General features: G+C 49.0%; 16 protein-coding genes. 9 read left to right on the top strand and 7 right to left on the bottom strand.

Annotated elements, in window-relative coordinates; all coding sequences use genetic code 11:
• Positions 1-40 precede the first annotated feature (40 nt).
• From B7991_RS08990 to B7991_RS08980, 3 genes are all read right to left on the bottom strand, one after another.
• Positions 41-2,410, bottom strand: a complete 2,370-nt coding sequence (locus B7991_RS08990; protein ID WP_254917913.1) for a hypothetical protein — start codon at positions 2,408-2,410, stop codon at positions 41-43.
• Positions 2,411-2,529: 119 nt separating this feature from the next.
• Complete coding sequence (locus B7991_RS08985; protein WP_217898051.1) at positions 2,530-3,762, bottom strand: hypothetical protein; 1,233 nt, start codon at positions 3,760-3,762, stop codon at positions 2,530-2,532.
• 222 nt (positions 3,763-3,984) lie between these two features.
• Complete coding sequence (locus B7991_RS08980) at positions 3,985-5,199, bottom strand: sensor histidine kinase (RefSeq protein WP_254917912.1); 1,215 nt, start codon at positions 5,197-5,199, stop codon at positions 3,985-3,987.
• A 176-nt stretch (positions 5,200-5,375) separates the two neighbouring features.
• Here B7991_RS08980 and B7991_RS08975 point away from each other — a divergent pair, with 176 nt between their 5' ends.
• From B7991_RS08975 to B7991_RS08945, 7 genes are all read left to right on the top strand, one after another.
• Positions 5,376-6,227, top strand: coding sequence for an RNA polymerase sigma factor RpoD/SigA (locus tag B7991_RS08975; RefSeq protein ID WP_088630519.1), 852 nt, complete (start codon positions 5,376-5,378; stop codon positions 6,225-6,227).
• Between the two features lie 155 nt (positions 6,228-6,382).
• Complete coding sequence (locus B7991_RS08970; protein WP_254917911.1) at positions 6,383-8,131, top strand: S41 family peptidase; 1,749 nt, start codon at positions 6,383-6,385, stop codon at positions 8,129-8,131.
• Positions 8,132-8,152: 21 nt separating this feature from the next.
• The gene (locus B7991_RS08965) at positions 8,153-8,926 is read left to right on the top strand and encodes an ABC transporter permease (protein WP_235002871.1); all 774 of its coding nucleotides are present in this window, start codon (positions 8,153-8,155) and stop codon (positions 8,924-8,926) included.
• Between the two features lie 18 nt (positions 8,927-8,944).
• Complete coding sequence (locus B7991_RS08960) at positions 8,945-9,268, top strand: DUF721 domain-containing protein (protein ID WP_088630517.1); 324 nt, start codon at positions 8,945-8,947, stop codon at positions 9,266-9,268.
• 21 nt (positions 9,269-9,289) lie between these two features.
• Positions 9,290-11,230 (top strand): DNA topoisomerase (ATP-hydrolyzing) subunit B, encoded by a 1,941-nt coding sequence (gene gyrB / locus B7991_RS08955; RefSeq protein WP_088630516.1) that lies wholly within the window; start codon positions 9,290-9,292, stop codon positions 11,228-11,230.
• Positions 11,231-12,235 carry a polyprenyl synthetase family protein gene (locus B7991_RS08950; protein WP_088630515.1) on the top strand — a complete coding sequence of 335 codons (1,005 nt, stop codon included), beginning with the start codon at positions 11,231-11,233 and terminating at the stop codon, positions 12,233-12,235. It abuts the gene before it with no gap.
• A 130-nt stretch (positions 12,236-12,365) separates the two neighbouring features.
• Entirely contained in the window at positions 12,366-13,058 is a 693-nt protein-coding gene (locus B7991_RS08945; RefSeq protein WP_088630514.1) for a hypothetical protein, read from the top strand.
• 58 nt (positions 13,059-13,116) lie between these two features.
• On the opposite strand, the gene B7991_RS08940 is transcribed toward B7991_RS08945, so the two are convergent.
• The 4 genes from B7991_RS08940 to B7991_RS08925 all read right to left on the bottom strand — a co-directional run bounded on the left by B7991_RS08940 (position 13,117) and on the right by B7991_RS08925 (position 20,222).
• Positions 13,117-14,049, bottom strand: a complete 933-nt coding sequence (locus B7991_RS08940; protein WP_014545607.1) for a magnesium transporter CorA family protein — start codon at positions 14,047-14,049, stop codon at positions 13,117-13,119.
• 196 nt (positions 14,050-14,245) lie between these two features.
• Entirely contained in the window at positions 14,246-16,852 is a 2,607-nt protein-coding gene (gene secD / locus B7991_RS08935; RefSeq protein WP_088630513.1) for a protein translocase subunit SecD, read from the bottom strand.
• 141 nt (positions 16,853-16,993) lie between these two features.
• Complete coding sequence (locus tag B7991_RS08930; RefSeq protein ID WP_088630512.1) at positions 16,994-18,268, bottom strand: glycoside hydrolase family 13 protein; 1,275 nt, start codon at positions 18,266-18,268, stop codon at positions 16,994-16,996.
• A complete protein-coding gene (locus tag B7991_RS08925; protein ID WP_088630511.1) occupies positions 18,249-20,222 on the bottom strand; it encodes a 4-alpha-glucanotransferase in 1,974 nt (657 codons plus the stop codon). Before B7991_RS08925 ends, B7991_RS08930 begins: the two co-directional genes overlap by 20 nt.
• A gap of 839 nt (positions 20,223-21,061) precedes the next feature.
• Here B7991_RS08925 and B7991_RS08920 point away from each other — a divergent pair.
• Positions 21,062-22,885: a BatD family protein gene (locus tag B7991_RS08920; protein ID WP_254917910.1), complete on the top strand. Its 1,824-nt coding sequence runs from the start codon at positions 21,062-21,064 to the stop codon at positions 22,883-22,885.
• A gap of 13 nt (positions 22,886-22,898) precedes the next feature.
• Positions 22,899-23,658, top strand: a 760-nt coding sequence (locus tag B7991_RS08915) for a tetratricopeptide repeat protein (protein ID WP_088630509.1), incomplete at its 3' end; no start/stop codon positions are given.

Raw genomic sequence — 23,658 nt, 5'->3', positions numbered from 1 at the left:
CAAACAATATATCTTATTTCGTTTAGCATAACAAGCCACGCTAATTCAGCATTATCGATTTAATAACACAACGTTCGTTCACCTCCACTGACTGCAGATTCAAGCGGTGAGCGGATTTGGAGCTTTTCGGAGTGACATCCGTATCGATAATTTCATCCAACGGTAAAATTTTTCGAACAAATCCATTTTGCAAACTACCGTTATCAAGGTTTGATTTCAAAAGCTTTTTTGAGTCAAAATAAACGAGTGTTCGCTGGCAAGTTCCAGGCCAATAATCAACGACAAGATTGTCATAATCATCCATAGAAACCATCTTGCCCAATTCAATATAAACGCCATGGCGTGCCCGGTTATACCTAATCTCAAGTCCTGAACCAAGTTCATCGGCATAAAGACCGACATGGACATCCGAATCCCAAGGGAAATACTCATACGAGTTCGGCAAAATTGTCGCCGAAGCTATTTTCGGCGGAACCTGAGTTTCACCACGGGTATTCAATACCATATGCGGGTTTGCGACAGTCACATCCCCTCCATCCGAATTCAGTACAAGACGGAACCAGCGCATTCCATTAAGCGCCCCATCATTTGCAGGCATCTGCCAGCGGAGCGTATGGGACATTCCATCAACAGGGACAGAGACCTCGTTAAGTTGCAAAAAGCCGGAACAGTTTTTCAATCGGCAGACAAGCAACTCAGCCTTCATCCAGTTTCCCTTCGGATTTTCTACCTTGACGTCCACTTCAAAAGATGTATTCGGCAAGATATTTCCACCATGGTCCCATAACGCCACCTTTTTCCAGCCCGCCGGAGCCTTAAATTTTACAACAGGATTCTTTTCCGTCGCAGCAGCGTCATAATCATAACGAGCATAGGCAAAAGGTATTTCCTGAACAGCGCCAGCATTAAGAATCATATCCGGCATTTTTGTCCAATCCATGCAACTCGTATTCGGAGAGAAATAGCCGACCAGTTTTGGATTCCTATACCGTCCAAGATCATAATCATAATCGTACTTCGCCACTTCGCACAAAATACGCCACATATCGACCTGCATTCCATTCAATACAGCCGCATTCAAAGCGCCATTTTCAAAAGGCATCTCAACATGGCGCCCACTAATCGTTTCTGCAAAACGCGGATGCGTCGGATCAACGGCAAATGTCGCATTCGCCGTACTCCTTTCTCCTGGATTTTCAAACGGGAATCCCTGATGAGATTGTGTAAAGCCGCAGTCCGAAAGCATCGCCAGTTCACCATTGCATTTCATGTCCATGGCGCTCACCGTCGGAATAAAAGTACTTCTATCCTGTTTCAACACATCTTCTTCCCAAGAAGCATCCAAATCAATGTCAAAGAAAAGGGCATGAGCCTTCATATTTTCGGGCATGGCATCCAAAAATCCATTTCGAAGCGAATTGTAGATAGTCGCTGCAAACGGATACGTCGAGCCCTGAATAAAGTCATACGTTGAAGAGCCCTTGCGTTCCCTATATTGGGCATTTCCCGTCTTTTCCTTTAAACGGTTATAACTGATTTCTCCATCTTTATCAGAATACGACAATCGGCTGACCACAGATCCCAACGTAAACGGCCCTTTCTTTACAGAACGCTGTAATCGGTAATATTCATTCTTATGAGCAGGACTTTCCCCTTTCAGTTGCCCCTGTGCAATAAGAACCGCCGGGAATCCCTTATATTCCGCAGCCTTGCGATAATCTTCGAAGAGAAACCTTCCTTCCGTTCCTAAATGAGATTCACAGACCACCCCAAAACATGTATTCTCATAGAATAAAAGGTCTCGTGCTCCTTTCGACATCAACACATCCTTAAACATTTCCGCCGCAGAAGATCCGCCAACCTGCCCCCAAAAAGCAACCGTACTAAGAAGCCCAAGAGGCATCACAGCACCTTGATGAGGCGAATCCAGCGACGAGAACAAGCGAATTGGCGCATCCGTTTTTTGTCGGTGCGTATCGTACAAATAAGCACCATACCTTCCAATAACACCGCCTTGACTAATCCCCATAATGACAAAGCCATCGTCCTTGGCACCAGGGAACGGGAAATGCAGATTGTTATTCAAAAAAGAAAGCAAACGTCTCAAGGTCTCGGAATTATCCTGAAGCGATGTTCGAACCGTTTCCATAAACTGCACAAGGACAGGAGTATAACCAAGACTCTTGAGAATCTGAGGCAATCCAACCTGTTGCAAATCATTTTGCAAATCCGTCAACGTTCTTTTTTCAACAGGGTCAAGATTAATGCCGTCAATAATCAAGAACGGACGTTCCAGATAAATCCCGGACGGCGATGTTCCATCTTCAGGAGCATCCATAAAACGAACGCCCACCACGAACTTGCCATCACCACAAGGATTCCCAACAGCATCTACACCTGACTTGGCCAAAAGCAAAGTGCTTAGACAAAAGCGGTCCTCAGAATCCACATAAAAAGGGTAATCCTTAATCGCAGCAAAACAATGAGTCGATAAAAAGACTATAAGAGTAAAATACAAACAACGAATCATTATTTCACCTCCACAAACAGATTCTGTTCAACAACCTTTTCGTCATTTTTAAGCATGACGACAATCTTCTGTATACCAGAGGACGGAAACTCAAGTTCGAGCCGCCCCTTTAGCGGAAGAGCCTTACACGTTCCAGAAACGCAAACCGAGACCGAAGGCAATTCCCTTAGCTTTGTCACAATAAAATAGGGGTCAAGCAAAAGACTTATTTTAGAACATCGCACATACGACGTCGGAAGCCCCGCCATGAGCAAATGTGCATTTACATTCTGATTCATGGAGCATACAGAATCTGCACATGCACTATAGACATAATCCAAATCAGCAACAAGCAATGGAATAACCGTATAGTCCGATTTTGCGGCAACCGCTTCGGCCTCAAAATAAAGTTGCTTCGGATTCGCCACCGCATTTTCACGCAGACGATTGCGCACAACAGAATACAAGTTATCGTACCATACCATTCTTGAATTTCTAGGAGTCATCTCCGTCGCACGAACATTGTTCATGATTTTCATGTGCTCGAATTCACTCACGAGAAAATCAGCATTCGTTGTAGCAATGAAATTATTTCTCTCTTGAGGCGTGTATGCGGCGCTAAATTCAGACTCTACCGCAGGCAACAATCGCGCATCGCGATGTTCCGACCACGATTCCACATTGGTAAATTCATATTCCCAAGAGACCGCATCCGCAACAGTTCCCGTTGGCAAAGAACCACCAGCAGCACCACTTTTTACGCAACTGAATTCAACATCATCGATAAAAAGCGTCGTATATTGATATTGCGGAACATGGAACAGCCCCACGCCCACATTAGCAACATCAAAAGCCCCTGTTACACCAAAGCTTGCAAGCGGAATTTCAAGCGAATGCGTTTTATCAGCCGTAAGCGTTGCATAATAAACGCCACTTTCCGATGAAGCGCTCTTCAGCCATACACCCAGTTTTGCATTTTGCGTTGCACGCACCTTCAAACGAAGGACTCCTCCATCCACATGCAACGGAAGCGAAGGAAACGAAAGCAATCCTTTCCAGTCCCCTTGCACATTCTTAATGCCCGACAACCGGATATACGGAGCAATCATTCCATCAAGGTTTCCCCAGTTCGCCTTCCATTCCGGCGGCTCCGGGAAACTTCTCCCCGCTTCAACCATTTGACCATTGTCGCTACCGTCAGTATACAGTGCGACGCCCTTACATTCCGAAGCAAAGCCTTTGAAAGCCAACAAGGCTCCCGCTAAGGCTATGCCCTTAAACATCCTATACGTCATAGGATTTCCCTTTATATTTTTTTGATGATTCGGCCTACTCAGCCGTGATTATATAGAGAACGATATATGAAAGAATGTAAGTAACTATATAAGAAATCGCCTTAGGATAACCCAAGGCGATAAATAAACTACAATAATTTTTTAATTGTGTAAAGGGGTTAATAAAAAATTTTGTGATTTTTATTTTTTCAAATGAATAATCAAGTCACTAATATAAACATCATCGACAATATTCACAGAATACTCATAAGCTCCCATATAAATTAAATCTAGACGCTTTTCAAAAGTAGAAAGCCCTAGCCCACTTCCCTTGCGGCTCGACTTTCTCGGGAAATTGGAATTTTCAGAATGGAAGTGGAGTTCATCGCCAGCCTGCGTAATGGTGATATGCGCAAAGCTCTTGCCGTTTGGATTCACACAATGCTTCATCGCATTTTCCATCAAAGGCATCATCAGCAACGGCTCTATCATCATGTTCGGATTATCAAGTTTTACATCAAAGACAAAATCAAAACTTTCATCGAGACGGAGTTTTTCCAAGTCCGCATACTTTTGCAAAATTTCCACATCTTCTTGCAATGGGATATACTTGTCCTTGACCTGGTAAAGCATCATTCTCAAAAGTTGCGAAAGTTTGTTCATCGAACTTTCAGCCCGCTTCGGATCAATCTGGATTAAAGCAGAAATGTTATTCAAAGTATTAAAGAGAAAATGCGGACTCAGCTGGTTTTTCAAAAAATCCAGCTCGTACTGCAATTCCGAGCGTTTCTGTTCGCGCAAAATAAACGCACGCACAATCTGTCGGAACATCACGTGGTACAGCACGCAAAGAATGCAAACAAACACAACAAGGATAGTAAACGATATAACGGGCCAAACGCCAAAGTGTCCTTTAACAAACGAGAAACAATAGGAACTAAAGAAGTCACCAACCCCTTCGTTCGGAGAACGTTCCATCACAAAGAACGCCACTTCTCTAAAGAACAACGTTGCCACCACTAAAACGGAATTACAGACAAAATACGTCGCATAGCGTTTTTTAAACACAAGCTGCGGCACCAAGAACTTCTGGTTCAAAATGAAAACGAAAACCGTACTCAGCATGGGCAAATAAAAGCCCACAAGCCCTTTAATGTTCACACTCATATTCAGCGCATTTGTCGGATCCAGAATAAGTACCAACGGGAACAAAAGCATGAACAGCCAAACTAAAAACACGGGCAAAAAGAGCGGAATAGGGAACTGAACCAAGTCGCGTTCGTCTTTCAAGAGCTCACGAAGCCTGTTTTCATTGCGTTCAAAGCCGATTTCTTGCAGAACGGCGAATTTGTTACGAGTTCTTTGGAAAAGACCTTCACACTTTTCAGTGTTATTTGTAGAAACTTTGTCATTCATACTAAAAAATTTAGTCATTTGACCACTATTTTGGCCCGTCATGACAATTTCGTGACAAAAATCACGAACTTTTTTAACAAAAACTCAATTTAACTTTTGCACGCACCATTCTAAGTAATGACACAAGGAATTCAATCTGGAGGTAAATTTGATAATGTAAAAATGAGGAGGTCACCATGAAAACCCTTAACAATCGAGATCAGAAAGACATCTACATGCAATACCTGAACGACATTTCTCGTTACCCGTTGCTCACAAGAGAACAGGAAACGGTATTGCTCCAGAAATCCGCCGAAGGCAACAAGGCAGCCTTGGACATGCTGGTCAACTCCAATCTTCGCTTTGTCGTGAACATCGCTAACCTCTACAAGGGTCGCGGTCTCGACATCATGGAACTGATTAACGAAGGGAACATGGGACTCATTGAAGCGGCTCGCCGTTTTGACCGCTCCCTCAAAATCAAGTTTATCAGCTACGCCGTGTGGTGGATTCGTCAGAACATCACCCGCGCTCTCTCCGAAAAAGGCCGCATGATCCGCATTAGCGCCGAAAAGGAACTGATGCTTCGCCGTTTCAACCGTCACGCAAAGGACGTTCAGCAGGTCATTGGCGGAACTTACACCGTCAACGCCCAGTCGCTCGAAGGCCTTTCCAAGTACAAGGCTAACGACATCGAAAAGATTTTGATGATGGGCAACACCACTTCTTCACTCGACGCCCCTGTCAACGAAGATGGCGATGCAACACTTGGCGATACCATTTCCGATTCTCAGAGCCGTACCGATGAACTCGCCGATAGCAACAACCGCACCGAAGTTTTCGACAAGGTCATGGACAAGAACCTCTCCAGTCAGGAAAAAGAAATCATCAAGCTCTATTACGGTTTCAAGATGGATTCCGACCTGAATTTGAAAGAAATCGCTCCGATGGTGGGTCTTTCCAAGGAACGCGTGCGCCAGCTCAAGGAAAACGCCTTGAACAAGCTCCGCGAAGCCAACGTCGAACGCCTCCTTTGCGAAGCTGCATAACACGAATTTTTGCTCCCAACAAGTTTCATACTCTCTCCTTTCGTAAAAAAACCGGCTATTCATAGCCGGTTTTTCCGTATATAGTGGTGTTTTTTTATAGGAAATTGTATCTTTATCGCATGATGTTTAAATCTTTTTGTTTCCGCTCTGTATTTATGGCTACGCTGTCCGCGCTTTGCTTCGCGAACGCTGCAACCGAAAAGAAAACTCCTCCTGGAGATTTTTACGATGAAGTTTCGCGTTTGAACAAGGTTCTTTCCGAAGTCAACCGCAAATACGTTGAAAACGTCAACCCGACGGAACTCACGGACGCCGCCATCAATGGCATCAGAAACATTTTGGATCCGCACACAACGGTTTTCGCGCCCAAGGATTACGAAAGCCTCCGCGTTTCGATGGAAGGTAAGTTCGGTGGCGTCGGTATCACGATCAGCCTCCGCGACAACATCCTCACGGTTATTTCGCCGCTTTCCGGCACTCCGGCATTCAAGCTCGGCATCCGCGCTGGGGACCGCATCCGCAAAATCGATGGCAAAGAAACAAAGGGCATGTCGCTTGATGACGCCGTCAACAAGCTCCGTGGTAAAATTGGCACCGACGTGACGGTCGCCATTGAACGTGAAGGTGTTCCCGATCTCATGGACTACACCATCACCAGAGCAGAAATCATCGTCCACGCTGTTCCGTATTACGGCATGGTCACTCCAGACATCGGCTACATCAAGCTCGCCACCTTTAGCGACAAGACTACAAGCGATGTCGAAAACGCCCTCCGCAGCCTCCAGAAGCAGGGCATGAAGAAGCTCATCCTCGACATGCGCTACAATCCGGGTGGACTTCTGAACCAGGCTATCGAAATCAGTGAACTTTTCCTCAAGCCGGGTAACGTCATCGTGAGCACCCGTGGCCGCACCCAAAAGACCGAAAGTGCCGCCCGCAGGACTCCGCTCGTGAAGCCGGAAGTTCCGATGGTCGTCCTCGTGAACCAAGGTTCCGCCAGCGCCGCAGAAATTGTCTCTGGCGCACTGCAAGACTGGGACCGCGCCTTGATCGTCGGTAAGACCTCATTCGGTAAGGGTTCCGTGCAGACCATCTTCCCGCTGGACAATGCTGGCAACGCACTCAAGCTCACAACAGCTTTCTACTACCTCCCCTTCGGTCGTTGCATCAACAAGCCTGAAAACGGCATCAAGGGCCTCACCCTGCAAGACGAAGAATACGAAGATGAAGAAAAAGACGCCGCCAAGACTGATTCCGTGAAGGCCGACACTGCCAAGCGCGACACGTTCTACACGAACAACGGCCGCATGATGTTCGGCGGTGGCGGCATTAAGCCGGACGTCGATGTGGAACTCGATCCGATGCCGTGGGTTGTCCAAGTCCAGGAACGCATGGCCATGTACTTCAAGTTCGCCGTCAAGATTCGTCCGAGTCTCGAAAAGGCTCAGGTCAAGGTGAACTCCGAATGGACCGTGCCGGATTCTCTCTTCACGCAGTTCAAGGCATTCTGCAAGAAAGACACGAACTTCATGAAGGTCAAGAGCAACGCTCTCGTCGGCGTGGACCAGCTTGAAAAGAGCATCATCCGTGAACAGAACTACATGGGTGACAGCGCCAAGACCATCTCTGATTCTACGCTCGTGAAGCGCATCAGCGAAATGCGCAAGGCTCTTGAAGATAACCGCGATGCCCAGTTCGAAGCCAACAAGGACTACATCAAGGACGGCATCAAGCGCGAACTTCTCACGGCATTTGTGAACGACTCCGTCAGCACGGCCTTCTCGCTCAAGCGCGACAAGCAGCTGAACGAAGCCATCAAGTACCTGAGTGACACGCAGCTTTACAAGAAAGCCATCAGCGCTCCGCCGAAACAGAAGAAGAACGCTGCAAAGCCTAAGAAGTAACGGTTCAATTTGATTTCTTTAATGAACAAAATGGCCGAAGGCCTCGGACGAGCCGTAAGACGCTTCCTGAACAAGGTGGTGGGTTACGTGCTGTTCATCTGGGAACTGTTCAAGAACATTCCCGGAGCCTTCACCAATTTGCACACGACTGTAGAACAGATGCACCATGTGGGCATCACGAGTATCCCCGTGGTGTTCGCCGCCTCGCTTGCAACAGGCGCCATCATGTCTTGGCAGCTTGCCTACCAGTTTGGCGACATGATCCCCATGATGTTTGTGGGCATGGCCGTCGGCAAGTCCGTGATGGTGGAACTCTGCCCAATTCTTACGGCGATGGTGCTTGCAGGGCGTATCGGCGCTTCGATGTGTTCCGAACTAGGAACCATGGCGGTTACAGAACAGCTTGATGCATACAAAGTATTAGGGCTCAATCCTTACAAATATTTGCTTGCGCCAAGACTGATTGCAACCGTCATCATGCTTCCGGTGCTTACCATTTTGAGCATCTTTATCGGCATTGTCGGCGGTTACGAAGTCGCCCACCTCTACAAGGAAGTCTCGTGGTCGGTGTTCTTTTACGGCGTGCGCATGTTCTACCAGAACTGGGACTTGGTCGTGGGCCTTATCAAAGCAACACTTTACGGATTCTTTATTTCTAGTTACGCTTGCTTCTTCGGATTTTTCACCCATAGCGGTGCAGAAGGCGTGGGCAAGAGCACCAAGGCAACCGTGGTTGCCGGCATGACAAGCATCCTTATTGGCGGGTTCACCCTCTCCAAATTGCTGCTTGTTTAACGCGATAAATTTGTACAAATGTTCGAAACAAAACGCACGAGCAACAAGAGCTATACGGGGAACAAAGTTCAGGACATTCAGGTCCTTTTAGAGCGCGTTCTCCAGAAGAATCATATCACCGAAGATATGAACTTTAAGACCATCTCGGAGCGGTTTTCAGAGGTGGTTGGCCCCCTCTTGGTAGACCATGTAAAGCCTGAGAAAATCGACAAAAATATATTGGTGCTTAAGGTCGCCAATTCGGCGTTAAAGTTCGAAATGAACCTCCAAAAAAAAGCTATTATTGGTAAGTGTAATGCCCTCTTAGGGAAGCCTTTTATTCAAGGAATACGATTCGTCTAAGAGGGGTTTAATAGAGGAATTATGGCAGAAGAAACAGAAGAAGTAAAGAAGGCGGAAGCAGATTATAGCGGTTCAAGCATTACCGTTCTCGAAGGTCTAGAAGCAGTTCGTGTCCGCCCTGCAATGTACATTGGTTCCACCGATATTCGCGGGCTTCACCACCTCGTTTGGGAAGTGGTCGATAACTCCGTGGACGAAGCTTTGGCTGGTTTCTGCAACCATATCGAAATTTCGATTTTGCCGGGTAACGGCATCCGCGTCACCGACAACGGCCGTGGCATTCCGACCGACATCCACCCCAAGGAAAAGGTGGGCACCATCCAGGTCGTGATGACCAAACTCCACGCCGGTGGTAAGTTCAACAACAGCTCTTATAAAGTTTCCGCCGGTTTGCATGGCGTGGGCGTGAGCTGCGTGAACGCACTTTCTAACAAGCTTATCGTGACCGTGCGCCGCAATGGCCGCGTCGTCCGTCAGGAATTTGCACGTGGCATTCCATGCGGCCCGCAGGTCGATATCGGAGAATCCGACGGAACGACCGGTACGTCTGTTGAATTCTATCCGGACGATACAATTTTCTCCGAAACCGTTTACGTGTACGACACGCTCGCCACGCGTTTCCGCGAACTCGCATTCCTCATGAGCGGTCTTCGCTTGACGCTTACCGACGAACGCGATCCGGAACACAAGCAGACCGACACGTTCTGCTTCCCCGGTGGTGTTTCTGAATTTGTGCGCTACGTCGATGAACACCGCACTCCGCTCTTTAACGAACCGATCCACTTGGTTCTCCCCGACGGACAATATCCGCTCGAAGTCGCCATGTGGTACAACGACGGTTATCAGGAAAACTTCTTCAGTTTCGTCAATAACGTAAATACTTACGATGGCGGTACGCACGTGACGGGTTTCAAGACCGCACTCACCCGCGTTATCAGCAAGTTTGCACAAGACATGCCGAAGGGCAAGAAAGAAGCGCAGATTACCTCGGACGATATTCGTGAAGGTCTTACAGCTGTTATCGCCATCAAGGTTTCTCAGCCGCAGTTCGAAGGCCAGACCAAGCGCAAGCTCGGCAACTCCGAAATTGCAGGCTATGTCGCTTCTGCATTTGGCGCGAAGCTCGAAGAATACTTCCAGGAAAATCCGGCCGCTGTCAAGATTATCCTGGACAAGGTTTATAACGCCGCCGTGGCTCGTGAAGCAGCCCACCGTGCACGTACACTCGCCCGCCGCAAGAACGTCCTCGAAAGTGGCGGCCTTCCGGGCAAGCTCGCCGACTGCTCCAGCCGCGACCCGAAGGAATGCGAAATGTTCATCGTGGAAGGTGACTCTGCAGGTGGTTCAGCAAAGATGGGTCGTAGCCGTGAATTCCAGGCCATTCTCCCGATCCGCGGTAAGATTTTGAACGTCGAAAAGGCAAGCCTCCATCGCGTGCTCGACACCGAAGAAATCCAGAACCTGGTGAACGCTATCGGTACTGGCATCGGCACGGAATTCAAGATTGAAAAGCTCCGCTACGACAAAATCATCATCATGACCGATGCTGATGTGGACGGCTCTCACATCCAGACACTTCTCTTGACGTTCTTCTTCCGCTACATGCGTCCGTTGATAGATGCAGGACATATCTTCCTCGCTATGCCTCCTCTGTACAAACTCAAGATTGGGCAGAAGGAACGCTACTTGTTCGACGAAAACGAAAAAGACAAGGTCATGGCCGAAATCGAAGACAAGAAGAATGTCGCGATTACCCGATTCAAAGGTTTGGGCGAAATGTCGCCGGAACAGCTGAACGACACGACAATGAACCCGAAGACACGATTCCTCAAGCAGTGCCATGTGGAAGACAGTGTGCTTGCCGACCAGATTTTCAGCATGCTCATGGGCGAAGACGTGGAACCGCGCCGCAAGTTCATTGAAACGAACGCATATAAAGTCTTGAACGATTTGGATATTTAAATGAGTCCGACGAAAGCAGACTTCAAAGCCGTTTTATCCCAAGCTCGTGACTTGGTAAAAGTCGAGCTCGACAAGACGGAACAGGTCATTATGCAGGTGGCAAAGAATGCCCCCGCAGGGATTAGTGACCGCCTTGTAACGCTTTTTAGCCGTAAAGGCAAGCGCATCCGTTCGACACTCCTTTGCCTGCTCGCAAATTGCGGTGCTCAGAAACCGAACATAGACCGTGTTGCACATGCCTGCGCTGCCGTAGAACTATTGCACCTCGCAAGCCTCGTGCACGATGACATCATCGATGGCACAGACGTCCGCCGCGGGCAAAAGACAGCCCATCGCGAATGGGGTACGCAAGTGGCCGTGTTGATTGGCGACTATGTGCTTTCGCAGTCCATGCGCTGCGTCATTGACGAAGAAGCTCGCAACATTCCAGTCATCATCTCTGATGCCGCTGACAAGCTCATCATCGGTGAAATCATGGAACTCGACCATTGCGGCGACATGGGACTTTCTCGCAAGGCTTACAACGAAATCATCGATGGAAAGACCGCAGCGCTCATTGACGCCGCAGCACGCATCGGTGGCATTTTGGCAGGTTTCGATCAGCCGATGGTTGATGAATGCGCTAAGATGGGAACGCACTTTGGAATTGCCTTCCAGATTATCGACGACCTGCTGGACTATGGCTATGGTTCCGTGAACATGGACAAGGCAAAGTTCACCGATCTCTCGAACGGTCTTATCACATTGCCGCTCCTCTATTACTTTGAGGACTGCACAGCTGAAGAACGTCGTGAAATGGAAGGCTTTATCGCAAAGGCATCTGCAGAAGGCATTCCCGAAAAGATTCAGGACCGCCTGTTTGCAAAGAAGAGCTTTGCGAAGGCAAAAGCCGAAGCCCAGGAACACTTGGAACAAGCGCTAGCCATTGCCGACAAATTCCCGAAGAGCAACTTCACCGAAGAAATCACCGCCATGTTTGCCAGCATGTCGGAACGCGGGAACTAAGGCGACTACGAAGCAATACAAAGTAGACTAAAGCCACTTTTACAACGCTTTCTAAAAAAGACAACGTACCAAACGTTGTCTTTTATATTATTTTCTTTACAAGTGTTATGGGGCACAAGAAGGAGATCTTATGAAAAACAAGCTTTGGGGGCTTGCCATTTTGCCGTTATACTCGGCGTTTTTCTTTGTAGGCTGTGCACAAAATAATCCAACCATATCTATAAACCCGACCTGGACTGAAAAACCAACAAAAATTACCGTTGTCTTTACAGAACCTTTTGTAGATAATGTTGACGACCTCGAAGACGATCTAGAAGAATACACCGAAAAATTTACCGATTGGTACAAGGCTGAACTTAAGAAAAACTACGACAGCCTAGTCCATAAATCCATAGACGTGGATTTCAGGCAAGTCAATATTGCAGGCATGAGCATTGAGCACGATTCTGTAGGAACAACGGAATTCAACATACCAAAGCCGTCAACGATCAACATGAACGAAGGCTACTACATCGCCATTTCAAATGCGGGCTTCAGCCGCAAAGAAGATTCTTACGCTTACCAAGCCTATAATAATTCAAATTATTTATTCGGTAGCGCACTTGATTCTAGCTACGTAAAAAATTCAGGGAACGTCATCACAGACAGGGGACTTTGGTTCTTCGCCGATTACGCCATTTACAACCAGTCCGGCGAACGAGTCGCCTTTGGGCACGAAGCATTCCACAACAAGTTCCCATACGCCATGCACCGTAAGCATTGGGAAAAATGCGTCGCGGAATTTGTGAAAAAGAGTCTCGAAGAGACTCCAATTCTGAATTAAGCCATCAAAAAACGCGGCCATAACGGTCGCGTTTTCAATTCAAATGCCGAAATCCAGTTTACTTTTTGCGCATCCAGACAGCCAAGAAAACAAACACGGAGAGGAAGCAGATGGCGATAATAATCCAGAACGCCACCGGAGAGCCGACGGTCGCATCGCCGTTCATACCAAACGGGAGCTTCACGTTCATGCCGAACAAGCTTGCGAAGAATGTCGGGAGCGATATAGAAATCGTCACGATAGTGAGGTTCTTCATCAACTGGTTCACGTTATTGTTGATGACACTTGCGCGCGCATCCATCATGGATGTCAAAATGTTCGCGTAGATGTTTGCCTGTTGCAAGCTCTGCCCGTTTTCAATCTGAATATCTTCCAGGAGTTCGCGTTCAGCCTCAGTCCAGTTGAGGCTGCGGCCAAGCTGCAACTTACGAAGCAACGTATCGTTACTGTTCAAGGCGCTCACATAGTAAATCAAGCCCTTGTTCAAGCTGAACATGGAGAGCAAATACTTGTTTTCCATCGACGTATTGAGGCGCAATTCCAAGTCGTCATTGATGCGGTTGATGATCTTCAAGTGTTCATTGAAGTGTGCAATCGCAAAGCTCAACACGCGAAGCACAAACGTATTCAGGCTGTCAATTTTCGAGAACTTGCGTTCATCCATCACCGGGATGTCGCTGTCCGTAAGGAGCAAAACCCAGTCCTTGAAAATGAAGATGCCAAAAGATTCCACGCGGAACTGGAAATTATCCTCGGCAGAGTAATTCTTGGGCTTCTTAAACACGATGGTCGTAAAATCATCGTCATATTCGATACGGGAAAGTTCGTCCGAGTCAAATGCGGAGGCAATCGTATGTTCCGTTATCTCATATTCCTTAACAAGGATGCTGCGCTGTTCCTGGCTTAAAGAACCCATCATAACGATGTCAGCAGCTTCTTCGTTCGGAGCTACTGAGAGACGACCGGATTCGATTTTGTAATACTTGAGCATACCGCCCCCTTTATCGAACATGGGCAATATAGAAAATTAGTCGAAAGTCGAAAGACCAAGGATGAAAAAATTCCATTAAAAACAGCAGATAATAGCAACAGAAAAGCCCCGGCACTAAGCCGGGGCTCTCTAGTCTTAAATCTGTAGCCGCGTGGTTCGGCAGACACACCAACCTAAGCGGCGTACTCTCGTCTAATTACACACCCTTCTTGAACTTCTTGCTCCACCAGAGAACGATCGGAGAGCAGACGCACACAGAAGAGTAAGTACCGATAAGGATACCGAAGCACTGAACGAGACCGAAGTCGCGGATGGAAGAGCCACCCTTAACAGCGAGAACCACGCAAACGAAGAGCGTCGTGAGAGAGGTAATCACCGTACGGCTGAAGCACTGGTTCAAAGAGCTATTGATAGTCTGTTCGTACTTAGCAGAACCGAAGATAGCGGTATTTTCACGGATACGGTCGAAGTTCACGATGGTGTCGTTGACAGAGTAACCAATCATCGTGAGGAGCGAAGCGATCAAGGCGCCATCGAAAGAAAGGCTGAATGCCGAGATGAAGCCGAGCGTGATGATGGTATCGTGAATAAGGCCAAGCACAGCAGCAACGCCGAAGCCAAGGCCGAGCTTACCGAATCGGAACCACACGTAGAGAGCGATACCGAGCCATGCGAGAATCACAGACAAAATAGCATTGAAGCGGAGTTCCTTACCGATGGTCGGACCGACAGCGTCCTTAGCCACGATTTCGCACTTCTGGTTAGCGGCTTCGAAAGCCTTAGCCATGGCGAGTTCGAAGCTTGTGTCATCACCGCGAACGCTGATCTGGTAGGAGTTAGCAGACGTACCGCCGAGAGAGCGGACGCGAGCACCCTGGATGCCAGCCTTGCTCAAAGCCTTGTTCAAGTCGGTTTCGTGCTTGGCGTCATCCTGATACTGGATCGTATAGACCTGACCACCCGTGAAGTCGATGCTGAAGTCAAAGCCCTTCACAGCAATGCAAGCGATACTTGCAATAAGGAGGATGATAGAGAGAGCCTTGAACTTGCCACGGTTCTTCATGATCTGAAGGTTAGCATTGTTCAAAGTCTTGAAGCCAGAACCGATAGAGAGCGTTGTTCTGTCGCGCTTAGCAAGTCTCCAGTCGAACACGGCACGGGAAATCGTGATAGCGCAGAAGAGAGAAGTGAGGATACCGATCGTAAGAGTGAGACCGAAACCCTTGACAGAACCCGTACCAATCTTGTACAAAATAAGACCCGTCAAAACAGTCGTCAAGTTGGAGTCCAAGATGGCGCTGAATGCACGTTCGTAACCCTTGGCGACAGCGGCGCGAGCCGTGAGGCCGTTCTTGAGTTCTTCACGGATACGTTCGAAAATAATCACGTTCGCATCGAGAGACATACCGACAACGAGGATGAAACCAGCAATACCCGGGAGAGTAAGCGTGGCGTTAAACACGGACATCACAGCGGCAGTCACGAGAGCGTTGACCATCACGCCGATACTTGCAATGAAACCACCGAGGCGGTAGTAGGCAACCATGAACACCAAGCAGAGCAAGAGGCCGATAGCACCGGAACCGAAGCCCTGGACAATGTTTTCTTCACCGAGAGTAGCACCGACGCTGCGGCTTTCGATGATCTGCATCGGAGCCTTGAGTGCGCCAGCCTTGAGCACAACAGCGAGGCGGTTTGCTTCAGCCATGTCGTCGAGACCTGTAATCTGAGCTTCGCCGTTCGGGATACGGTCACGGATGACCGGAGCGGAGATGACCTGGTTATCGAGAACGATAGCCATCTGCTTACCGACGTTAGCAGCAGTAACAGCAGAGAACTTCTTAGGACCGATGCCGCCGAACTTGAGGTTCACGGCAACTTCACCGGCGCTCATACCATCGCTGACGCGGTACGGGCGAGCATCCGTGATATCGTCACCGCCCATTTCTGCACGGCGCTTGAGGAGGTAAAGACGCTTGGCCTTGATGTTAGCATCGCGGCGGAGCTTTTCGAGACCGCTACCGAAAGCGAAAGCGACATCGCGCGGGATGAGCTTCTGCACGCCTTCAGTGGCAAGGAGCTTCTTAACCTTTTCGACGCTTTCTTCAGCAATGAAACCGCCATTGCCGAAAGAGAGGAAGAAAGAGGAAAGGGACTGTCCGACCACGTCTGCCGGAGCGGCTTCTGCAGCAGCGGTGTCCTTCTTTTCTTCAGCCTTGGCAACACCACCAGCGAGAAGTTCATCATCAGACAAGGTTTCCTTCTTCACGGAATCAGTCTTGACGGAGTCCGTCTTAGCGGAATCAGCAATGATGTCGGTCGTCTGGCGAGTGAGGTACTGGTCGATAAGGCCAACAACCTGCGTAAACTTTTCAGATTCGGCGAGGATCTTGAATTCGAGCTTTGCCGTAGAACCCACGAGAGCCTTAGCCGTGGAGTCATCCACACCAGCCAGTTCAACGACAATGCGGTCGTCGCCAGTCGGAGAAATCTGCGGTTCAGAAAGACCGTACTGGTCAACACGGTTACGAATAATTTCAAGAGACTGTGCCTGGATGTCCTTAATATCTTCGCCATCCTTGAGGCTAGACTTGTCGATCTGGAGAGTGATACTCGTACCACCGGCAAGGTCCAAGCCGAAGTTGATGGACTTTGTGCCCAGCTTCGGATTTTCCTTGAGGAAGGTCTGCTTGGCTTCACCCTTCTTGGAGTGAACCTGAATAGAAGGCCATACAGTGTAGGCCGAAAGAATGATGACTGCGAGAATGATGAATTCTCGGAAGCCGAATTTATGTTTATTCATTTGTAATCCCTTAATAAGGCATTATACATACTAGTTGCGGGACAAAGATAGCAATTTAGTTATTAGTCGATAGTCATTAAATATTAAAAAAGGGGGATGAACACCCCCTAATTTCTGTTTAGCAAGCCCATAACGCCCGGCTTATTTTATCTCAAATAATGAATCGGGCTTCGCCTCGGTAATCGCAAGCGTCAATTTCTTCTTGCCGAGGGTACGGACAATTTCCAAGCGCCCCGCGCTATAGGCAATTTCAAGCGAGCCATCACGCAGCACGCGTTCCTTATTACGGAGCGCAATCAAACCCTTTAAATAATCATAGACAGGCGCCTTCTGCATTTCCGCAAATTTATCCCACGGGAATGCCCGGCGATTGTCAGGATCCTTGCCGCCCAACATGCCGATTTCGTCGCCATAATATATACACGGAGCGCCCGGCAAAAAGAACAACAGCGTAAGCGCAAGCTTCACGCGCTGCAAATTTGAGCACGGAAGTGACGCAAGCCGAATCGTATCATGGCTCCCAAGCAAGTTCATCGGCACGCCGAAACGCCCCTTCGGGAACGCCTCTTGCAGGCGCTTTGCAAACTCGGCAAGGTCAATCGGCTTTTCATCAAAGAGATAAGCAAGCACCGCCTTACGCAAGGGGTAATTCATCACGCCATCGAACTGGTCGCCTTGCAGCCAACGCGAAGGCTCGTCCCAAATTTCACCGACAATATACGCATCCGGGTTAATCGCCTTGATGCGGCGACGGAATTCCTGCCAGAAGCTATCATCGTCAATCTCGTTCGGAACATCGAGGCGCCAGCCGTCTATGCCGCGTTTCATCCAATATTCGCCCACCGAGAAAAGGTAATCGCGAACATCGGGATTGTCGGTATTGAACTTCGGGAGCGCAGGGTAACCCCACCAGCAATCATAATTGGGCTTGCCCGAATACGCGTGAAGCGGCCAGCCATGCACATGGAACCAGTCCACATACGGGGAATTCTTGCCCAGCTCCATCAAGCTGTTGAACTGGAAAAATCCGCGTGAGCAATGGTTGAACACGCCGTCCAAAATCACGCGAAGCCCAAGCTTGTGCGCCTTTTTGACAAGCTTGTCAAAATCCTTGAGAGTCCCCAAAACTGGGTCAATTTCAAAATAATCAACCGTATGGTAACGGTGATTCGAATTGCTCTTGAAAATCGGGCAAAGGTAAATGGCATTCACGCCCAAAGACGCAATGTAATCAAGCTTTTCGCAAATGCCAGCGAGGTTTCCGCCGAACATGTTTTCACGGGTCGGGAGAGTCTCCCAATCCACAAACTTTCCGACCGCCTTGTACTTTGCACTACGGCAAAAGCGGTCCGGAAAAATTTGGTAGAAAATTGCGTCCTTAACCCAGGCGGGAGCGTTAAATCTTCCAGAGAGCACGGGACTTACGTTCTTCGACAAGTTTGCTAATCTCCGAAATCAAGCCCGCATTGGCAAGCAAGTCCTCGACACTGCACGGTGTGCGATATGTCCAGTTCTTGCCACCGACCGTTCCCGGAATGTTGACGCGTTCTTCCTTCGGGTCGCAATCAGAAAGCGAAGCCGAAAGTGCAAAGTAGTCCTGGATCGGCGGGATGCAGAACAAACTATTTGCAGTAAATACATGCGACAAGATGTCGTGCACCACCGGCGGTGTAAGCTTTTCAGGGGCAACACCCGGCAAGCCTGCATGAGACCAGTAGAAGCCCTTGTCAAAGTCAGGTTCTTCCCAGAGACCGCGCAAGGTCGAAGTGTCGTGGCAGCTCGTTGTGCAAACGGAGAGACGCGGGTATTCGTCCATGCTATAGTACGGAGAATACGGAACATTCCAGTTGCGAGCCCAGCGTTCAATACGCAGCGACATGATATCGAGCTTCTTGAGCACGGTCGGCACGCACGGCGGCACAGCGCCAAGGTCTTCGGCACAAACGAGCATATCCGTTTCGTTGGCGAGAACAGACAAAAGCTTCATGGCATTCTGTTCCCAGAGAGCGTTCTGAGCCTGTTCGTTCTGGCCAATCAAATCGTGGAGTTTATCTTGTTCGTTCTGCGGGAGCGTAAAGAGCACCGGCTGGTTGTACCAGTACCAGTACGGGTAGAACGTATTTTCGTCACCCGTCGGGATAAACACGCGGTTCCAATAGACGCGGAGCATCGAATCCTTGACTTCTTGCGGTTCGTCCAGCGAAAGAATTGCGCGTTCCGACAAGTATTCCGGCTTAATGACAAAGCGGTCGAACTTTCCCGGCAAATTTTCAAAATACAGAGAGATAAGCCTGTCCGTTTCCTTGCCGAGGAACTCGCGCAACTGGTCCACAGAGAAGTTCGGACGGCGCAAATATTCAAGCGTTTCGCGGTAGAATCCAGCATTGCGGAGCACATCCCATGTAAGCGGGATGGACGGCTGGAAGCGGCCCAAGATACCCGTCGATTCAGATTCAGGAATGGCCCAAATGCGGAAGAATCCGAGCACGTGGTCAATGCGGTAGGCGTGATAGAACTTGCTAGCCTGAGCCAAACGGCGGCGCCACCAGCCAAAGTCATCGGCTTCGAGAACGTCCCAGCGGTAAGTCGGGAAGCCCCAGTTCTGGCCACCGTAGCTGAACATGTCAGGAGGAGCGCCCGCGCGGTCAGCAAGCGAAAAATACTTGCGGTCAAACCACACATCGGCGCTGTCTTCGTTGATGAGGATAGGCACGTCGCCCTTCAAGCGGAGCCCGAACTTAGAAACTTCGTTCACAGCGGCGGTAAACTGGCCTTCGGCAGTGTACTGCATCCAAGCCTGGAACAGCACGTCCCTGTAGTTCTTCATCCAAAGCTTGTCGACATCGGCAGCGGAGGGGTTCTGGAACTTTTTCCAGTCTTTCCAGCTAGCTTCGTTGTTCTGAGCCTTGAGCGTACAGTAGACGCAATAGGACTTGACCCATGAATTCTTATCGATCCAGGCAAGGAGCTTCTTCGAAGCTTTCAGGACATCGTACTGATTATCAAAAATCTTGCGGAGGATGGCTCGCTTCCATGTGGTAATGCGGTAGTAGTCCACACGTTCAATTTCAGCGAATTGTTCACGCGCCTTTTCGATTTCATGTTCGAGGACGGTAGCGCCTTCGACGGACTGCACGTTGATGAACACCGGGTTCAAGGCAAATGCGCTGCGGGCACTGTAAGGACTCGGCTCGGAGCCGGTATCATTTACAGGCAAAAGCTGAATGATATTGAATCCGCAGAACTTGGCCCACTGGGCGAACGGAATCAAATCCAAGAATTCGCCAATGCCAATGCTGTGCTTGCTGTGAAGACTGAAAAGGGGAACGGCTACGCCGGTTTGAAAGGAAGTTAAATCACCATATCGCATGCTTCAAATATAACTCTAATTTTGTAAAAGAATCTTTTAAATTGCTAGCAAATAAAAAAAGGCTCGGAAACCCGAGACCAATTCTTGTTCTTAATCGTTCTTTATAGAATTAAGCGCGCTTAGCGTACTTCTTAAAGCTCTTGATCAAGAGGGCGGCGAGAATGCAGTACATTGTTTTTGACTCCTTGTTTTGACGGCGCCAATATTAACAAAGTTTTACTAACACGTCAAGGTAATTTAGTATATATTTTAGCAACTTTTTTGGACATTTCGTCCATAACAAAATGTCGCCCCGCACTTGTCACCCCGGCTGGAGCCTGCCCCGGACTGGTTCCGGGGTGCCGGGGTCGCCATACACATCTTCATAAAAAAGCAAAGCCACGGAAATTCCGTGGCGTCGCGTTCATTAGTTGGAGAGAGAAAATCTTTTTCGATTAAGCACGCTTTGCGTATTTCTTAAAGCTCTTAATCAAGAGGGCGGCGAGAATGCAGTACATTGTTTTTTGACTCCTTGTTTTTGACGGCGCCAATGATAACAATTTTTTACTAACGTTTCAAGGGGGAAAAATATAAATTTGGGCAAATTTTTTGAAACGTGCATTTTGCAAATGTAAAAGCATGCGGGCGGGGCCCCAGCTCGGAGTTGCGAAGGCCGCACGGGCCCCTCCCTGCACCCTCCCCATCCTTGGCCGACGCTTTATTCTCTCGACGTTTTTCAACTTTTTTCATTTTAAAACAATATCTCGCAAATTCCATAAAAAGACTTATAGAACACAATTCTTGCAATTGTTCTATATATATTGCAATCTCCGGGGTGGAAATTTGGTAAATTATGGGCTATGAAACGATTTTTGCTTTTATGTCTCGGTTTAACAGCATTTGTAAACGCAAAGCCATCTCTTCAAGTCGATAGCGACCGCATCGAAGCGGGTCAGACATTCAATTTGCAGTTCATCGTTCCAACTCAGGAACTGCCGCAGAACAGAGGCGCGCTCCGCCTCGAAACACGCAACAACTTTAAGCTCCTCGGGCTCGACAGTGCCGATCAGGTAATGCGCCCGGACATGGACGATATTTTCAACTCGTTTTTCAGCGGTGGTGGAAGAGCCTACAAGGCTCGCGTCTATTCTTTCAAGATTAAAGCCCCGAAAAAGACGGGTACACAAGACCTCGGAACGCTTACCTGGATGATTAACGGTGAAGCCAACACCATCAGCAGCAAAATTCCGGTCAGCGTGCAGCGTTCCTACAACGATGACGCACTCGCCGTAAGCCTTACCCCGAGCAAAAAGTCCATTTACGAAGGCGAACAGTTCAGCGTCACCCTCAGCCTCCACACTTTTGAGCATTTCCAGGGCGGCCTCCAGGCCACCGACATGAGCACCGGCAATGATTTCATCGTCCACCGCAACGACCTCTCGAATCTGGATTTCAAGCCAGTCGAAGGCGCCCGTCGCGAAATGAAGGCATCCGCCAAATACGCATGGCTCAGCCCGACCAAGAGCGGTACGCTCCAAATTCCGTCCTTCAAGTTCAAGTACACCAAGCTCGGTGAACCCAAAGTTGTCGAAGAAAAGAAGCAAATGGGCGGCATGTCGTTCTCTAGCAGAAGCGTTAAACAGGAATCCATCGAAACGGAAACCTCCACCGCCCCGCTTTCCATCACCGTACTCCCGCTCCCGACCGAAGGCAAGCCCGCCGATTTCTCGGGAATGGTCGGTAACTACAGCTTTAGCGCCAACTTCGACCGCACAAACCTCAAGGTCGGCGAAGCATTGACACTCGCCATCAGCATCAAGGGCGACGGCACCCCGGGTACCATCACGGACCCGAAACTCCCCGACTTTAGCGAATTCCGCTCTGTTCCGCCCGAAAACAGCATCAACAAGAAGGTCAAGGGCAACAAGGTCATCACCTCGAAGGATATCAAAGTTTTCCTCTACCCGAAGAAAAAGGGAACTTTCGAAATCCCCGCCATTACATATTCCTGGTTCAACCCAGCTAAAAAGAAATATGAAACCACTTCGGCAGGCCCGTGGACTATCGAAGTTGAAAAGAGCGATGCCCCCGCAGAACCTATTTATCAAGCTCCGGTTTCCGCAGGCACTGGCACCTCGGCTCCTGTCGTTCAAAAGCAAGAAATTGAATTCCTAGGCAGCGACATCCGCTTTATCCACCCGATTACGGACAAGTCCGAATCTAGCGCCCCGCACAGGAGCGTGCTCTTCTGGATTCTGTTTGCAGCAGCGATTCCGTTCTACCTGATTGTGAACTTCGCCATCACACGCAAGCGTAAGCGCAACAGCAACACAGCTCTCGTCCGCAAGGGCAAGGCCAACAAGCTGCTCAAGGAAAAGTTCGCGAACGCCCGCACAGCCCTCAAGAACGGCGACGGCAAGGCTTTCTTCGCCGCACTTGAAAACGGCCTCATCGATTACCTCAGCAATTTGACGAACGTCGAGTTCAAGGGCATGACCCGCCCGCAAATGAAGCAGGAACTTTCAAAGCGTGGCGTCAAGGAAGAAACGATTGAAGCCATCAACAGTTGGCTTGAAAAATGCTCGTTTGTGCGTTTTGCTCCGGTCACAGCATCGACCGAAGAACAGTCCCAAATGCTCGCAGATGTCGAAAAGCTCTGCGAAAGCCTCGAAAAACTCAAGTAGCGTCGGTAAAAACATGAAGAACTTTAAGCAGATTATTTTGACGATCGCCGCAGCGCTCCTCCTCTCCTCCGCAGCAAGCGCTGCCGACAAATGCAACGGCCTCGAAGCCGGCACCAAGGCATATAACGAAAACGATTTTGAACGCGCAATTGACGAATGGCGCACATGCGTTGACGAAGGCATCGTCAATGCAGACCTCTATTACAATCTGGGTAACGCCTACTACCGCAGCGGGAAACTCGGCTTCGCCATTTTCTACTACAAATCGGCATTGCGTTTGCACCCAAGCGATGACGATATCCAGCACAACCTAAATTTCGCCCAGACCAAGACCCGCGACAAGGAAGGTGACGAAGAAGAGAACCCGATTCTCGAAGGACTCATGGATTTGCACCACGCGCTTTCGCTCAAAAGCCAGATGAACATTTCGCTCGTACTCTTCTGGGCAATTGCACTCGTGATTCTCGCCCGCCGTTTCGTGAACAGCAGCCGCGGCAAGAACATCTGCACAGGCGTCGTATTCGGTATGAGTGTTATTCTCTGCACGATTGGCGCAAGCGCTCTCTACAAAATGTACACGCTCGAAACAGACATCACAGGCGTCGTAACAGCCTCAAGCGCCGACGTGACGAGCGCCCCGAGCGACAAGTCGCAAACGCTCAACACACTCAGCGAAGGTACGAGCTTTGAAGTCATCGGCGAGCAAGGCAACTTTGCAGAAATCCGCCTCGGCGAAAAGATCCGCGGATTCGTCAAACTCAGCGAAGTCGGGA

The sequence above is a fragment of the Fibrobacter sp. UWB3 genome, assembly GCF_002210405.1.
GTDB lineage: Bacteria > Fibrobacterota > Fibrobacteria > Fibrobacterales > Fibrobacteraceae > Fibrobacter.
This window is presented reverse-complemented; position numbering and strand designations above follow the sequence as displayed.

Bases quoted from the DNA above. Each gene is read 5' to 3' on its own strand.
- B7991_RS08970 (WP_254917911.1), top strand. From the start codon at position 6,383: ATGGCTACGCTGTCCGCGCTTTGCTTCGCGAACGCTGCAACCGAAAAG.
- secD (WP_088630513.1), bottom strand. From the start codon at position 16,852: ATGAATAAACATAAATTCGGCTTCCGAGAATTCATCATTCTCGCAGTC.
- B7991_RS08975 (WP_088630519.1), top strand. From the start codon at position 5,376: ATGAAAACCCTTAACAATCGAGATCAGAAAGACATCTACATGCAATAC.
- B7991_RS08965 (WP_235002871.1), top strand. From the start codon at position 8,153: ATGAACAAAATGGCCGAAGGCCTCGGACGAGCCGTAAGACGCTTCCTG.
- B7991_RS08940 (WP_014545607.1), bottom strand. From the start codon at position 14,049: ATGCTCAAGTATTACAAAATCGAATCCGGTCGTCTCTCAGTAGCTCCG.
- B7991_RS08920 (WP_254917910.1), top strand. From the start codon at position 21,062: ATGAAACGATTTTTGCTTTTATGTCTCGGTTTAACAGCATTTGTAAAC.
- B7991_RS08945 (WP_088630514.1), top strand. From the start codon at position 12,366: ATGAAAAACAAGCTTTGGGGGCTTGCCATTTTGCCGTTATACTCGGCG.
- gyrB (WP_088630516.1), top strand. From the start codon at position 9,290: ATGGCAGAAGAAACAGAAGAAGTAAAGAAGGCGGAAGCAGATTATAGC.
- B7991_RS08925 (WP_088630511.1), bottom strand. From the start codon at position 20,222: ATGCGATATGGTGATTTAACTTCCTTTCAAACCGGCGTAGCCGTTCCC.
- B7991_RS08980 (WP_254917912.1), bottom strand. From the start codon at position 5,199: ATGAATGACAAAGTTTCTACAAATAACACTGAAAAGTGTGAAGGTCTT.
- B7991_RS08960 (WP_088630517.1), top strand. From the start codon at position 8,945: ATGTTCGAAACAAAACGCACGAGCAACAAGAGCTATACGGGGAACAAA.
- B7991_RS08950 (WP_088630515.1), top strand. From the start codon at position 11,231: ATGAGTCCGACGAAAGCAGACTTCAAAGCCGTTTTATCCCAAGCTCGT.